16 protein-coding genes and 1 pseudogene are annotated in these 13,622 nt (G+C 38.9%); 10 read left to right on the top strand and 7 right to left on the bottom strand.

Annotated features, from left to right (window positions below; genetic code table 11):
- Nucleotides 1–83 precede the first annotated feature (83 nt).
- Nucleotides 84–563: an SRPBCC family protein gene (locus C7H19_RS10910; RefSeq protein ID WP_106456913.1), complete on the top strand. Its 480-nt coding sequence runs from the start codon at nucleotides 84–86 to the stop codon at nucleotides 561–563.
- A gap of 10 nt (nucleotides 564–573) precedes the next feature.
- Here C7H19_RS10910 and C7H19_RS10905 read toward each other — a convergent pair whose 3' ends face one another.
- The gene (locus C7H19_RS10905) at nucleotides 574–963 is read right to left on the bottom strand and encodes a hypothetical protein (RefSeq protein ID WP_106456912.1); all 390 of its coding nucleotides are present in this window, start codon (nucleotides 961–963) and stop codon (nucleotides 574–576) included.
- A 130-nt stretch (nucleotides 964–1,093) separates the two neighbouring features.
- On the opposite strand from C7H19_RS10905, the gene pheT reads away from it, so the two are divergent.
- The 8 genes and pseudogenes from pheT (at nucleotide 1,094) to C7H19_RS10875 (ending at nucleotide 6,722) form a co-directional block, all read left to right on the top strand.
- Entirely contained in the window at nucleotides 1,094–3,520 is a 2,427-nt protein-coding gene (gene pheT / locus C7H19_RS10900; RefSeq protein WP_106456911.1) for a phenylalanine--tRNA ligase subunit beta, read from the top strand.
- A gap of 14 nt (nucleotides 3,521–3,534) precedes the next feature.
- A complete protein-coding gene (locus C7H19_RS10895; RefSeq protein ID WP_106456910.1) occupies nucleotides 3,535–3,804 on the top strand; it encodes a YciI family protein in 270 nt (89 codons plus the stop codon).
- A 60-nt stretch (nucleotides 3,805–3,864) separates the two neighbouring features.
- Nucleotides 3,865–4,041, top strand: coding sequence for a hypothetical protein (locus C7H19_RS25635; protein ID WP_181280583.1), 177 nt, complete (start codon nucleotides 3,865–3,867; stop codon nucleotides 4,039–4,041).
- Nucleotides 4,042–4,083: 42 nt separating this feature from the next.
- Entirely contained in the window at nucleotides 4,084–4,272 is a 189-nt protein-coding gene (locus tag C7H19_RS10890; protein WP_106456909.1) for a hypothetical protein, read from the top strand.
- Nucleotides 4,273–4,313: 41 nt separating this feature from the next.
- The gene (locus C7H19_RS10885; RefSeq protein WP_106456908.1) at nucleotides 4,314–4,526 is read left to right on the top strand and encodes a hypothetical protein; all 213 of its coding nucleotides are present in this window, start codon (nucleotides 4,314–4,316) and stop codon (nucleotides 4,524–4,526) included.
- Nucleotides 4,523–4,909, top strand: a complete 387-nt coding sequence (locus C7H19_RS10880; RefSeq protein WP_106456907.1) for a type II toxin-antitoxin system VapC family toxin — start codon at nucleotides 4,523–4,525, stop codon at nucleotides 4,907–4,909. Before C7H19_RS10885 ends, C7H19_RS10880 begins: the two co-directional genes overlap by 4 nt.
- A gap of 79 nt (nucleotides 4,910–4,988) precedes the next feature.
- Nucleotides 4,989–5,084, top strand: a pseudogene (locus C7H19_RS27180) (YciI family protein); the annotation flags it as partial.
- Between the two features lie 159 nt (nucleotides 5,085–5,243).
- Nucleotides 5,244–6,722 carry an alpha-amylase gene (locus tag C7H19_RS10875; protein ID WP_106456906.1) on the top strand — a complete coding sequence of 493 codons (1,479 nt, stop codon included), beginning with the start codon at nucleotides 5,244–5,246 and terminating at the stop codon, nucleotides 6,720–6,722.
- A gap of 9 nt (nucleotides 6,723–6,731) precedes the next feature.
- Here C7H19_RS10875 and cofH read toward each other — a convergent pair whose 3' ends face one another.
- The 5 genes from cofH to C7H19_RS10850 all read right to left on the bottom strand — a co-directional run bounded on the left by cofH (nucleotide 6,732) and on the right by C7H19_RS10850 (nucleotide 11,550).
- On the bottom strand, nucleotides 6,732–7,880 hold the full coding sequence (gene cofH / locus C7H19_RS10870) for a 7,8-didemethyl-8-hydroxy-5-deazariboflavin synthase subunit CofH (RefSeq protein ID WP_106456905.1): 1,149 nt from the start codon (nucleotides 7,878–7,880) through the stop codon (nucleotides 6,732–6,734).
- Nucleotides 7,881–7,917: 37 nt separating this feature from the next.
- On the bottom strand, nucleotides 7,918–8,529 hold the full coding sequence (locus C7H19_RS10865) for a DUF3318 domain-containing protein (RefSeq protein ID WP_106456904.1): 612 nt from the start codon (nucleotides 8,527–8,529) through the stop codon (nucleotides 7,918–7,920).
- Between the two features lie 34 nt (nucleotides 8,530–8,563).
- A complete protein-coding gene (locus C7H19_RS10860; protein WP_106456903.1) occupies nucleotides 8,564–8,743 on the bottom strand; it encodes a hypothetical protein in 180 nt (59 codons plus the stop codon).
- 168 nt (nucleotides 8,744–8,911) lie between these two features.
- A complete protein-coding gene (gene folB / locus C7H19_RS10855; protein ID WP_106456902.1) occupies nucleotides 8,912–9,280 on the bottom strand; it encodes a dihydroneopterin aldolase in 369 nt (122 codons plus the stop codon).
- Complete coding sequence (locus C7H19_RS10850; protein WP_106456901.1) at nucleotides 9,280–11,550, bottom strand: PP2C family protein-serine/threonine phosphatase; 2,271 nt, start codon at nucleotides 11,548–11,550, stop codon at nucleotides 9,280–9,282. Before C7H19_RS10850 ends, folB begins: the two co-directional genes overlap by 1 nt.
- A 388-nt stretch (nucleotides 11,551–11,938) precedes the next feature.
- Here C7H19_RS10850 and C7H19_RS10845 point away from each other — a divergent pair, with 388 nt between their 5' ends.
- Complete coding sequence (locus tag C7H19_RS10845) at nucleotides 11,939–13,090, top strand: CIA30 family protein (protein ID WP_106456900.1); 1,152 nt, start codon at nucleotides 11,939–11,941, stop codon at nucleotides 13,088–13,090.
- 3 nt (nucleotides 13,091–13,093) lie between these two features.
- Here the strand turns inward: C7H19_RS10845 and C7H19_RS10840 are convergent, their stop codons facing one another.
- Nucleotides 13,094–13,618, bottom strand: coding sequence for a cytochrome (locus C7H19_RS10840; RefSeq protein ID WP_106456899.1), 525 nt, complete (start codon nucleotides 13,616–13,618; stop codon nucleotides 13,094–13,096).
- Nucleotides 13,619–13,622 lie beyond the last annotated feature (4 nt).

The following is a 13,622-nucleotide window of genomic DNA, read 5'->3' as shown; positions in this document are numbered from 1 at the left end:
TTTTTTTTAACTTCCCGTCTTATAACCAAAACTCAGGTTAGAATAATACATCTGATTAACCTTCTCACTGCAGGAGGGGTACTGTGATACTCAATTTTTCGTTTAAGTTAATTGCCGCAAAGGGTAAGTTAGTTTGTTACTTTTCCCTTTACAAAACCTATCGCGTCGTTAGTACTGCCCCTGTAGACGTACTTTGGCAAAAACTCATTAATTTAGCTGATGCTTCTTGGAATCCTTTGATTGCTAGAACAAACGTACCACGTGGTTTAATTCCGAAACCTGGTTTAATTTATCAAGTTGTGACTCGCTTTACTCCCTTTCCAATTCAGTTTTTTGTCGAAAATGTACGCCCTGGAGAGTTACTTAGTATCAGAGTTTTAGCCATTCCTGGAATGGAACAAAAAATCACTTATCAGGTAGAGTCTACCCTATGTGGTAGCTATATTTCCTATTCTGTCACCCTACGAGGTTGGTTATCCCCTTTTATTTGGTGGTTAATTCGTCCCTATTCTGCCCGTGTCGCCGCCGAATTAGCCCAAGCTGCTGAAAGAGTGAGTGTTTAGTTTAGGATAATTAATTTCCGTTTCGTTCACTGTCACGACGGATTAAATAGTCTACAATTCGATCTAATCTTTCAACGGCGGCATTAAGTGAGGGGACTTCTTGAGTAACCAAAGTATCCACCGTTTGAGAGAGATTATCGACTGTTTGAGCTAAATCCTCTACTGTGTTAGTTAATCTATCTACAGCTTCTAGGGTAATACGTTGAGTTTCGATAACAGCTTGTTGACTAGCTCTGAGTTCTTCAAATCCAGCTTGTTGACTGTTTCTGAGTTCGACAAGTCCTGACGCAAAAGCTTTCATTGTCTCTGTTATTTCCGATAAAGCTGCATTAATCCCTCTAATCGATTGACTATGCTCATTAACCGTTGTTTCTAGCTGTTGTAATCTTTCTTCTGACATTTAGGTTTAACTCCCATCAATTCTGTTTTTTAAACTAACTCATTTTAACTGTAGCATCCTCAACAAACACAAAGAAACGGGCTGATATGAGATACTAGGTTTGAGGTCAATCAAGCGTCAAAAGAAATCAATGCGTATCTCTGTCAACTGGTTAAAAGAATTAGTCAACTTAACCCTAACCCCTGAAAAATTAGCCCTTACCTTGACGGTAGCAGGCATTGAAGTAGAAGATATAGATGATCGTCGTAAAAACGCTGATGGTGTTGTCGTTGGTAGAATTTTAGAGCGTCAGCCACATCCCAACGCTGATAAATTAAGTGTTTGTACGGTTGACATTGGGCAAGAGAACTCCTCAACGATTGTTTGTGGTGCGCCCAATGCGAGGGCTGATATTTTCGTTCCTGTGGCTACTCTAGGAACTTATTTACCCGCGATCGATCTTAAAATTAAATCGGCTAAATTGCGCGGCGTTCAATCTGAAGGGATGATTTGTTCTCTGACTGAATTGGGTTTAGAAAAAGAATCAAATGGTATTTATATTTTCCCTGATAGCACAGAATTGCAAATTGGTCAAGATGTTCGCCCCTTACTCGGTTTAGATGATGTGATTTTAGATATTTCTCCCACTGCTAACCGCGCCGATGCGTTGAGTATGATTGGAGTAGCACGGGAAATAGCCGCTTTAACGGGTGCAACTTTATCACTTCCTGAAGTAACACCTATATCTATTCCAGACAAAAAAGATTTACTTAAAATTACCGTTGAAGATGAACAAGCTTGTTTAGCATACATCGGAACTGCGATCGAAGGCGTAAAGATTGCACCGTCTCCGAAATGGTTACAACAACGCTTACAAGCAGCAGGTGTTAGACCGATCAATAATATAGTAGATGTAACGAATTATGTCTTACTTGAATGGGGACAGCCACTTCATGCTTTTGATCAAGATAAGTTAGAAAAATTGGCGAAGGGTGAAGCTTTAAATATTGGTGTACGGTTTGCGACTGAGGGTGAAACACTTCATACTCTTGATGGACAAACTCGCAATCTAAAACCACAAAACTTACTGATTACTGCTAATGATACACCTGTTGCGATCGCGGGCGTAATGGGTGGCGAAGAAACAGAAGTCGATGAAAATACCCAAAATATTATTCTAGAATCTGCATTATTCGATCCGATTACAGTGCGTCGTTCCTCAAAAAGTCAAAACCTACGCAGTGAGTCGAGTACACGGTATGAAAAAGGCGTTAACCCTAATGCTTTAGAAGATGCGGCTAATAGAGCGATCGCACTTATTATAGAACTTGCGGGCGGTACTGTAGTAACTCAATCTATCGCCGATGCTCGTGCTGATTATTCTAGTCGTTCCATTGAATTACGTCTAGACCGTTTACATCAAATTTTAGGGAATGTAGAAACAGGAAAAATTGCCGCATCCGATGTAGAAAGAATACTCACCGACTTAGGATGTCAGTTAGGGAATGTTCACCAAACGCCTAAAATTTGGTCTGTAACTGTTCCATCTTATCGTTATCGAGATTTAGAAAGAGAAATCGATCTTATCGAAGAAGTCGCCCGTTTATATGGTTATGATCATTTCTGTGATACCTTGCCATCAAAAACTGAAGCGGGTGGTTTATCCTTTGAAGAACAGATACAACGTAAGCTTAGAGAGTTATTTCGTTCCGTCGGTTTAACCGAATTAGTGCAGTATTCCCTCGTCAAACCCGTAAAAGATGAAGTTACTCTAGCAAACCCGCTTTTTGCTGAATATTCTGCCCTCAGAACTAACCTACTTTCTGGTTTAATTGATGCCTTTGAATATAATTTAGCACAAGGAAACGGGGCATTAAATGGCTTTGAAATTGGTCGTGTTTTCTGGCGTACTGAAGATGGAATTGGTGAAGCCGATCGCATTGGTGGTATCTTAGGAGGAGATCTTTTACCTGATGGAAACTGGGTAAGAGGCGGAAAAAATGACCCGATGACATGGTATCAAGCAAAAGGTATCCTAGAAAGTGTCTTTGAACGTTTGGGGTTAACAGTCGAATATCAAGCAACCACCGAAGACGAACGCTTACACCCAGGTAGAACCGCATTACTATCATTAAATAAGCAAAATTTGGGCATTTTTGGTCAACTTCATCCCCAACTACGACAAGAAAAAGGTTTCCCTGATGCCGTATATGGGTTTGAATTAAATTTTGATGTGCTATTATCGGCTTTAAATAAAGACGAACAGATAACCCCTCGTTTTAAAGCATATTCGACTTATCCCGCAGTAGCTAGAGATTTAGCCTTTTTTGCCCCTCTCAAAATATCTGTTGCAGAGTTAGAAAAAACGATGAAGAAAGCGGGAGGAGAACTTTTAGAAACAGTGCAAGTCTTTGATGAGTATAAAGGGGCAAATGTGCCAGAAGGAGAACGAAGCCTAGCTTTTAGTTTAGTCTATCGGACAAGCGATCGAACTTTGACTGATACCGAAGTCGAACCCGTACACAACAAAATACGCGAAGCTTTAGTTAAACAATTCCAAGTCACACTTAGAAGTTAGGAGCTAATAAAAATATGCCAAAATACATCATGTGGGGTAGCTACTGCGAGGATGTAATCGAAAAACGTGCGCCCTACCGCCAGGAACACTTAAACGGTTTAGTTTCCCAAAAAGAACAAGGAATCTTAGTCACATTAGGCCCGACCAAAGATGTTACTAAAGTCTTTGGAATTTATGATGCAGAAAACGAGGAAATTGTCAAGAAATTAATCGAAACCGATACCTATTGGAAAAATGGTATTTGGACGGAATACGAAATTAAAGAATGGATACAAGCAATTTAGGGTAAACTAGACGATTTTGAGGGATTGGTTTATTTAACTGATCCCTTCGGATAAGAATCGATGACGATTACAATCATTCAGCATAAAAATGTAATTATGTCAAGAGATTTGGTAGTTTATGTTAAAACATCTAATACCTTTGAGGAAGTTCTTCAACGTCTAGGGAATCTTTTAGGAGTGACTTTTATCCCCCAATATCATCAACCTTGGCCAACTGCTTGTTATTCAGGATTATGATTAACGCTTCGAGTCGTTGGAGATTTAGACTATGAAGATGATATGGGGATACCATTTTCTCAATACGATTATCAGATTTTTGTTTTTGCCTATCTGACAGTTCAAGAACGCAAAATTTGGTTTAACCTTGAATATTATATGGCTATGTTTATTTATATGAGAATAGATGAAAAGTTAGGCTGGAAGTGTATGCTGGTTGAAGATGCCCAAAGATTATTAGCAAAAAATTAAATTTCTTAAAAATTCTCTAAAAAACTAAAAAAGAAACATTTATGATTAATCGTGAACAATTAAAACTTGAAATTGATTCAATAGACGAGAGACATATAGAAGTCTTGCATCGCATCATTCTGGCTTTAAAGCAACCATTATTAACTTCTACATTAACGGAAAAAACAAGCGAAATTAATCCTTTAAAGGGTAGTGTCACCTTTGAACATGATTTGGTTTCGCCGATTGATATGTCATGGGATGCCGAACAGTGATCATTCTTGATACCCATGCTTGGATCTGGTGGGCAAACGAGTCTACAAATCTCTCCTCAAACGCTTCTAAAATCATTAGTGAAACAGATTTAATTGGTATTCCCGCGATCTGTTGTTGGGAATTAGCCATGCTTATAACCAAAGGAAGAATTGGACTATCAATGGATGTGCAAGTCTGGATCGACCTAGCACTTCAACGTCCCAAAGTCAAACTACTACCATTAACTCCTGAGATCGCTGTACTTTCAACCCGATTACCTGGAGACTTTCATGGCGATCCATCTGACCGCTTAATTGTCGCTAGTTGCTTAGTTTACAAAGCACCATTAGTCTCAAAAGATGAAAAAATCAAAAACTGGCAATATTTACAGGTAATTTGGTAGCTGTACCTATGTTTAAGTCAATTCATTTTTTAATGATATTCATAAATCGTACTTCTTTGCTGGAAAGAACGATCAATAAGAGGAAATTGTCAAGAACTTAATCGAATCCGATCCCTATTGAAAAAATGGCATTTGGACGGAATACGAAATAAAAGAATGGATTCAAGCGATATAATGACCAATTGACCCACAAGAACCACAAAGAATCTATAAAATTAGCATAATTTGCTAAAAATTCCTTCTTTCAATAGAGAGAGAGAGAAAAAAGGAAGTATCAAGTATATTCATTACAGTCAAAAAAATCTAATCGTATTTTTTACTTGTGGAGATAGTTATGTCCGAAACAAATGGTGTGATGATGCAATATTTCCACTGGTATATTCCAGAGGATGGTTCACTCTGGAATCAACTAGCGGAGTCGGCAGAAGAATTAGCCGAAGCTGGGATAACATCACTTTGGTTACCTCCTGCTTATAAAGGTACCGGTGGCGGGTTGGATGTAGGCTATGCAGTTTATGATCTATTTGATTTAGGTGAATTTGACCAAAAGGGTTCTGTACGAACAAAATACGGCACAAAAGAAGAATATTTACAAGCCATTCAAGCAGCCAAAAAAGCAGGAATTAGGATCTATGCTGATGTTGTTCTAAACCACAAATTAGGCGCAGATGAAGAAGAAGAAGTTGAAGCAACACCTTTTAATCCAGATAACCGCAATGAAACCGTAGGCGAATATCAAAAAATTAAAGCTTGGACTCATTTTACCTTCCCAGGTCGCGGCGATAAATATTCTAGTATGAAGTGGCATTGGTGGCATTTTGATGCGATCGATTACAACGTTTATAATGGCGAGGAAAATGCGATTTATTTGCTCAAAGGTAAAGAATTTGAGGACAATGTTGACCTAGAAAAGGGGAATTACGATTATCTGATGGGTTGTGATCTCGATATGCAAAACCCCGAAGTTTCTGGCGAACTAAAATACTGGGGTGAATGGTATGTCGATACGACTGACGTTGATGGTTTTCGTTTTGATGCGGTTAAACACGTAAAAGCCGAATTCTTCAGCGAATGGCTGGATCACGTTAGCCATTATGCCCAGCGTGATTTATTTGCTGTGGGTGAATATTGGTCTTATGAAGTCGAGGCACTTCATAGCTTTGTTGAAGCAACAGGCGGTAAAGTGACGTTATTTGATGCACCACTTCATTACAATTTTCATGCAGCTAGTCAAGCTGGTGATAGCTACGATATGCGTCAGATTTTCGATAATACCCTTGTTCAACATCAACCGGCGCTCGCTGTTACACTAACTGAAAATCACGATTCACAACCCCTACAATCGTTAGAATCAGTCGTTGAGCCTTGGTTTAAGCCCCTTGCCTATGCCTTGCTCTTGCTACGACGTGAAGGCTATCCTTGTATTTTCTATGCTGACTACTACGGGGCCCATTACAAGGATACTGGCAATGATGGCAATGAACATGAAATTTGGATGGATAGCCATCGCTGGATCATTGATAAATATTTGTATGCCCGAAAAACCTACGCCTACGGTGAACAATACGACTATTTCGATCACGCCAATACAATAGCATGGACACGCTTAGGTGATGAAGAACATCCAGGAGGAATGGCAGTCGTTCTAAGTAATGGTGGAGATGGTACGAAATGGATGGAAGTTGGGCAACCGAATCAAACGTATATTGATATTACCGAACATATCAGCGAACCTGTTACAACTAATGACGAAGGTTGGGCAGATTTTCGATGCAATGGTGGTTCGGTTTCGGTTTGGGTTCCACAGTCCTAGTTATTTTCCCTAAAGATACTCATAAATTGTACTTCTTTGCTGAAAAGGACGATCGATTGATTGAATGGCTTGTTGCAGGGTATCGACTTCCATACAAGTACCACCCTGCGCCCCTGCCATACTGGTAATATGTTCCTCCATCAGTGTTCCACCAATATCGTTACAACCCCATCTGAGGGCTTCTACTGCCCCATTTAAGCCCAATTTTACCCAACTGGGTTGATGATTGGCTATCCAGTTTCCTAGATATAATCGGGATACGGCAGTGAGTAAAAGGGTATCGGCTAACACGGGTTGATCGCGTCCTACTCTATTTCTCAGGGGTTTTGGGGCTTCTTGTCCGACAAAGGGTAAGAGAATAAATTCAGTGATACGGGTGGGATAGCCTTGTAAAATTGAGTTTTGTTGTAGCGATCGCAATTTATTTAAATGACTAATTTGTTGTTCTTTGCTTTCGATCTGACCGCATAACATTGTACTGGTTGTTGGTACACCTAAACGATGTGCTGTACTAACAATTTCTAACCAAGTTTCGCTATTAATTTTCTCTGGACAGATCACTCGTCTTACAGCATCTTCTAACACTTCGGCGGCGGTTCCGGGCATCGATCCTAGCCCTGCATCCCGTAAAGCAGTAATCACATCCTCGTAACTAATTTTATCTTCTCTGGCGATAAACTGAATTTCTTGCGGTGAAAAGGCGTGTAGATGAAGCTGTGGAAAGGTTTCTTTAATTGATGTGACCAATTCTAGATAAAAATCTAAACTCGTTCCATTTCGTTTTGCTTCGGGGTTTAAACCGCCCTGCATACAAATTTCTGTGGCTTTTCGTTGTACTGCATCCGATACTTTTTCTAAGATTTGAGCAATATCTAACCAAAACGCGCCATCTTCTCCATCATCTCGCCTGAATGCACAAAAACTGCAATGTTGTTCACAAATGTTACTAAAATTTACATTGCGATTAATGACATATGTAACAGTTTCACCGACTTGTATAGCACGAAGCTGATCGGCTGTCTGTTGAATTTCTGTAATAATATCTGGATCGGTTTGTTGCAGTAAAATTAGTCCTTCTGGGGGTGATAAATCTTTACCGCTTCTAACCTCGTTTAAAATCGTTCGGGTGGTCTTTGTTGCGCTAATCACGTTGATCATCTTTATTCTTCTTACACCGATTGTAGAAGAATTTCGATTATTTTTCTTGTCGCAAATTACTAGGAACACTGACGGGAGAAAGATTACCAATAACTCGCAAATTTTGAGAACGCAGTAACTCGGTAAAATTTAAAGGACGATTTTCAATTTGGGCGACGGTTTCGAGGGCGGATAATAAATGACGAGCGGCTTCTGTTTCGGTGTATCCTCGTCTTATGGCGACTTGAATGGCGGACTCATCTGCATCAAGTTCTTTTTTGATACTGCGGTTACTACGCCAAATTTGATTAGTGGCGATCGCAGTTAGTCCACCAGCAACAATAATTCCCACTGCATCACCTTGACTAATTTCGATTAAGAGTCCTAATAAACCTGCTGCCGTAATGGCTTGATAGATATTAGGTTTAAACCATTTAATACCGATTAAACCACTAACCGACCTTAAAAGAAGTAAATCACGCTGCGATCTAGATAAATTTTGCCATAGATCGAAGTTAATTAAGATCGGTCGTGTTCCTTGTTGCCAAGGCATCGGGAGAGAAGTTTCAATAACTTTAGCTTGTTGAGGTTGACTGACTATTTTCGTCATCATTCGCCCAGAGGCAGGCATTAAGTCGAGTAAATGACTAATTTCGGCATCTAGATTCATGGAAAATCGCTAATCGAAATTTGTACAAGATTCATTACTGAGTATAATGGCTTTCGGAGTTGATATCTTTTTTTAAACATTTTTCTAATAAATTGATTTTATAAGAATACCAAAATCGATAGGGATGCCACACTTGAGAATGATAGCGATCAAAGACAGGTTGATTAAGATATTGCCAAACGGGATGACAGATTTGTTTAGCTTTCCATAACATTGTGAGAAGATCTCCAAAGTAATATTTTTGGTCATCCTTCCCGTAGTCTGTGAGAGAGGATTGATTATCTATTTATTAATCTGGCAGATCTAGGCTAGAGTTACTTACATGAGAATTACTGAATATTTTAGAAATAGATTCTTAAGGATCAGTGTAATTACGAATTTTTTACCCAAGGGTGTCGCAATTTCTTGTAATATCGATGGTAATGGTGCCACCAAAATCAGGTATCGGGGCGGCAGGTTTAAAAAGCTTGACACGAACTTGTTGCACTTTTTCGAGTGAAAGAACCTCATTTGCGATCGCTGTGGCTAATTTTTCCACTAAAGCAAATTTAGACGTTTTGATTAAGCGTTGTACGATATTAATCGCTTCTCGATAATCTACCGTATCCGAAATGCGATCGCTTTTTCCCGCCTCAGATAATTCTACCCATAAGGTGAGATCTACTTCAAACCATTGACCTAAAACTTGTTCTTCTCTAAGATAACCCGTATAGCCATAACAGCGAATTCCAGTTAAATGTATCGTATCCATCAGTTAGTACTCGGTGAAGAAGAGGGAGAGGGAGTAGGGATAGAACATTGATTTTGTTCTTCTGGTGTGGGGCTAACGATCGCATTTTGTAACCCATCGATCGTAATCGTTCCCTGCAATGATTGTAGATCAACAGGAGAACAGACCTCTAATTTAACTATATTACTTTGCTCAGATGGCGGCTCAATCACTTTAACAACGCTATTAGGGGGCAAAGGAATAGAAGCAGTCACCTGGACATTATCAGTGGTTGTAGCCGATTGTAAAGTAATTTCCGTGATAGTTTTTACGATCTGTCCCGATGTCAGGGTTTCAAGAGGTAATACAGCAGGAGAAATAGAAGGTGTTGGGGTAGACTCAACTTCAACTGTCGAAAATGAAGTTCGCCAAAAATAAAAACCAGCAAGACTAGCGAGTAATAAACCTAACCCACCCAATAATAAAGGCGATATTGAAGACTGACGAGGAGAAACCGCAGGAGCAGGTGTCGCTACTGGAGTAGAAAGGGGTACGGGTGAAGTGACTCTCGGTTGTACTGAGAATGAGGGTTCTGTGGGAAATTCTGATGCTGCTTCTGCATCGTGTTCGGTGTCATAGGTTGCTAGAGGGTCTATTTCTACAGGCTTTGGTCGAGATTTTGATGTAATTTCTTCATAATTTAAAGGTTGTATGGGGTTGATGGCGTTTTGAACTTTACAGTAAAATAGAGCGATCGTTGAATTATCATGACCATTTTTTTGATTAGCAATTTCAATTAAACGTTGTCCGACTTGAGCGACGGTTTTTTCGCCAGTTAAAATGGGTACAATCTCACTATCCCAATATTGTTCGACTCGATCGTAATCGCTCAAACCATCCGAACAAAGTAGAAAGATACAATCTTCATCTAAAATATAACGCTGTACAGTGGGATTAAGGGAAGAAGCCGAACTCATGCCTAAAGCTTGCACTAATGCCCCCGCATTGGGGTATTGAATAGCATCACGGTAGATAAGATAGCCTAAACGAACTTCTCTAGAGGCTAAATCATCATCTACTGTAATTTGGTGACAGCCTTGTGACGTAATGCGATAGACTCTAGAATCGCCCACATGACCAATATACATTTGATGTTGATGGGCTAACGCCATGACTAGGGTTGTACCCATGCGTCGTCTTTCTTGACGTTTTTCTTGATCATTACGCCGACTAATGGCATCATTCGCTTTACCAATTGACTGATTTAGGGTTTGGGTGAGATAATCCCAATTCCAGTTAGACTGATTTTTGAAAATATGAGTAAGGTCTGATTGCAGTGTTTTAATTGCAAGCTGTGAGGCTATTTCTCCGCCTTCTTGCCCGCCAATTCCATCACAAACGATCGCTAAGGTGGTTTTTTGTTCATCGAAGCTTAAAGCGGTTCCTGATGTGGGATAACAAGCATCTTCGTTATGTTCCCGCATGGTTCCTGTATCGGTGCCAGTATAAAGATGATACGATCGCTGTTGTGATGCTGCACAATATTGTAGGGCTTGATCTATTATTGCTTTTAACTGATTGGTGTTTTGGATTTTTTCTGAGGCGAGATCTTCACACAGTCCTTCTAAAACGTTTTTGATTTCAGGGGATGATTGAGGTATCCAATTAGACCAGACTTGAGCGAGTTGTTTTAATTGTATAGGATCAAGCTCATCACGGTCTATGGCTAATTCAAGAATTTGTACTGTTGCACCATTTACTCGTAATAAAGATGGTTCTAAGAGACTAGATACAACGTGTCTTTCTTGAAAAGGTTGCCAAAGATGGGCGATTTGCCATATCCAATAAAGTTGACGGATGGGGGTAGCATTGGGCCAAAATTGAGTGAGGGGCGGTATTAAATCTGGATCTTGTAACTCTCCAGATGGGTCTATGGGGACTGTACCATATTCGAGCATCCAAATCGACATATCGAGGCGATCGTCAGGAGTCGGAATATAGCCGTATACTTGAGGAACGTGCCAACGATAGGGAAATAATTTTAGATAGGGGAGAATATAAGAAGGAAATTCATCGGGCGCTTGCGGTGCTAGTACAGGTTTGGTATCCAAAACGACTTGAGGTGCTTTTACTAAATATCGATCTTCGACTAATTCTTCGAGTCGATAATAGGTTTTAACCCAATCTCCTAACATCCTTAAATACCGCCGTACTAATGGTGTACCGCATTTGTCACAACATTTATTAGCTAAGGAATTGGGGGCTAAACAAGTTAAGTTTTGACATTGAATGGTTACCGCCTTTTGTTCCATGACACTCTCGAATTTTTGGAGCCATAAACAGATTGTAATCGGTCTTTAGACATTTCTTAAAAAGACTAATATCTGAATTTTAGATTTTTTTGGCAGAAAGTAGATTTTTCAGGTTGGGCGTTAGGTGCGTCTGTCGCTACAAGAAAAACACTGGGCATCGTTTAACTGGCTTTTTACGTTTTGTACAGTCTGATACCGTTTGCTGGTGTTTTGCTCAGATAAGGCGATCGCATTTTAATTAATTCATTCAATCGAAAAATCAAAAATTAACATTTATAATATTATTATAAGACCATTTTTCACAATTATTTAAATGGTCATAATGTAGAGGTTTTGGTTTCCCAATCCTCATTTATTGTTATTTTATTTATATATATTAATTAAATTTATGGCTAATAACACACGAAATCGATGGGACATCAAGCGTTTTATTGAAACGTTGAATTATTTTGATATTATTCCATTTATTGGAACTTTCCCCAAGTGGTTGTGTTTCAATAAATCAGAGCAAAAAGGAAAAGAACAATCAATGGGTGTCATTTTAGTTTTAGGTTCAATGAGTGCCGTTGGGCAACAAGTGATAAGTCAACTGTTAGCAAAAAATTATCAAGTTAGAACAATTGTTCAAGATGTTAATAAAGCTCAAGAATTATTCAATGAAAAAATAGAAGTAATTCAAGCTAATGAAAGTAATTTTGACTTAATGAAACAAGTTAATGGAATAATCTGTTGTTTTGATTCTTTAAATTCTGATGAACAACAATTACTTAAAAATAGTGTAGAACTTTTTCAAGGACAAAACAGAGCAGGAGAAAAATTACTTTTTGACTTTACTAAACCTAACGAAAATATGCGATCGCTTTGGGGTGCGGTGGATGATGTCGTGATGGGTGGAGTTAGTGAAAGTAATCTAAGATTTGTGAGAGAAAGGGCGATTTTTTCGGGAAATGTTTCTATTGCTAATAACGGTGGTTTTGCCTCGGTAAGAACTCGAAATTTTAATCCTCCTTTGGATTTATCAAATTACGAAGGAATACAACTTAGAATAGAAGGTGATGGCAAACGTTATAAATTTATTACACGTTGTGAGGGGAAATGGGATGGTTTAAGTTATTGTTATTCTTTTGATACGATTTATAATTTTCCGCAAACGCTCCAAATTCCCTTTAAAGAATTGATTCCTGTTTTTCGGGCGAAAACGGTGAGCAATGCGGGTGAATTTGATTCTAGTAAAGTGTATTCGTTCCAATTAATGCACAGTAAATTTGAATATGATGGCGCATTGAATCCGCGTTTTTCTCCTGGTTTATTTGGTTTAGAAATAGAATCTATTAAAGCTTATGGTGGTCAACAAAATACCTCACAATTAATTGTAGCGACCCCAGAATATAATACAACAGTAGAATCTATCCTAAAAAATAGTGAGTTAATTTATACACTCATTCATTATTTACCCAGTACATCAATTAATAAAGTTAGTCAATCTTGTATTCAAGCATTAGAAAATCCTCAACTTGGCTGTTCAACTATTAACTTATAATTTTCACGGTGCATCGTCCCATTGAGGGGTTAACGTCTGAAAATCATATTGTTTCGCGCCTGGATGACAAAGAATACAGCTTTGATGACTGATGGGTTTTGGAAGTTCAACGCGAGGATGAAGGGCTTTAAAATATCTAGATTGTGCTACATATGTAGGTCTTGGTTCATCGATATTTAAGGGACGAGAATAAGCATTTAGATAATTCCAAATTAATAATTGAGAAACGCTAATCAGTTGATTTAAAGAAACTCCATAATGTGCATCTGGTTTTTCAATCAATCTACGCCATGTTTCGGTTGGTAACACTTCTGGAGGTAATGCGATATGACAAGCTGAACAGGTTTCGACATATAATGCTTGTGCTTCTTGATAACGTGGTGAAGCGGGGTCTACGGGTCGATAACCGCTTGGGAGTGGGTTAACTGCGATCGCTAATCCACACCCTAATACTATCGTAAAACAAACGATCGCCCCAAACAAGAAAACAGATTCAAGACGATTGAAGAATTTTTGAAAATAAAACATTACT

The sequence above is a fragment of the Aphanothece hegewaldii CCALA 016 genome (assembly GCF_003007785.1).
GTDB classification, from domain to species: Bacteria; Cyanobacteriota; Cyanobacteriia; order Cyanobacteriales; family Microcystaceae; genus Chroococcus; species Chroococcus hegewaldii.
The sequence above is the reverse complement of the archived record's forward strand: the minus strand, read 5'-3'. Positions and strand labels throughout refer to the sequence as shown.

Coding starts and splice junctions, on each gene's coding strand:
- C7H19_RS10905 (WP_106456912.1), bottom strand. CDS start 963: ATGTCAGAAGAAAGATTACAACAGCTAGAAACAACGGTTAATGAGCAT.
- pheT (WP_106456911.1), top strand. CDS start 1,094: ATGCGTATCTCTGTCAACTGGTTAAAAGAATTAGTCAACTTAACCCTA.
- C7H19_RS10895 (WP_106456910.1), top strand. CDS start 3,535: ATGCCAAAATACATCATGTGGGGTAGCTACTGCGAGGATGTAATCGAA.
- C7H19_RS25635 (WP_181280583.1), top strand. CDS start 3,865: ATGACGATTACAATCATTCAGCATAAAAATGTAATTATGTCAAGAGAT.
- C7H19_RS10890 (WP_106456909.1), top strand. CDS start 4,084: ATGGGGATACCATTTTCTCAATACGATTATCAGATTTTTGTTTTTGCC.
- C7H19_RS10885 (WP_106456908.1), top strand. CDS start 4,314: ATGATTAATCGTGAACAATTAAAACTTGAAATTGATTCAATAGACGAG.
- C7H19_RS10875 (WP_106456906.1), top strand. CDS start 5,244: ATGTCCGAAACAAATGGTGTGATGATGCAATATTTCCACTGGTATATT.
- cofH (WP_106456905.1), bottom strand. CDS start 7,880: ATGATCAACGTGATTAGCGCAACAAAGACCACCCGAACGATTTTAAAC.
- C7H19_RS10865 (WP_106456904.1), bottom strand. CDS start 8,529: ATGAATCTAGATGCCGAAATTAGTCATTTACTCGACTTAATGCCTGCC.
- C7H19_RS10860 (WP_106456903.1), bottom strand. CDS start 8,743: ATGTTATGGAAAGCTAAACAAATCTGTCATCCCGTTTGGCAATATCTT.
- folB (WP_106456902.1), bottom strand. CDS start 9,280: ATGGATACGATACATTTAACTGGAATTCGCTGTTATGGCTATACGGGT.
- C7H19_RS10850 (WP_106456901.1), bottom strand. CDS start 11,550: ATGGAACAAAAGGCGGTAACCATTCAATGTCAAAACTTAACTTGTTTA.
- C7H19_RS10845 (WP_106456900.1), top strand. CDS start 11,939: ATGGCTAATAACACACGAAATCGATGGGACATCAAGCGTTTTATTGAA.
- C7H19_RS10840 (WP_106456899.1), bottom strand. CDS start 13,618: ATGTTTTATTTTCAAAAATTCTTCAATCGTCTTGAATCTGTTTTCTTG.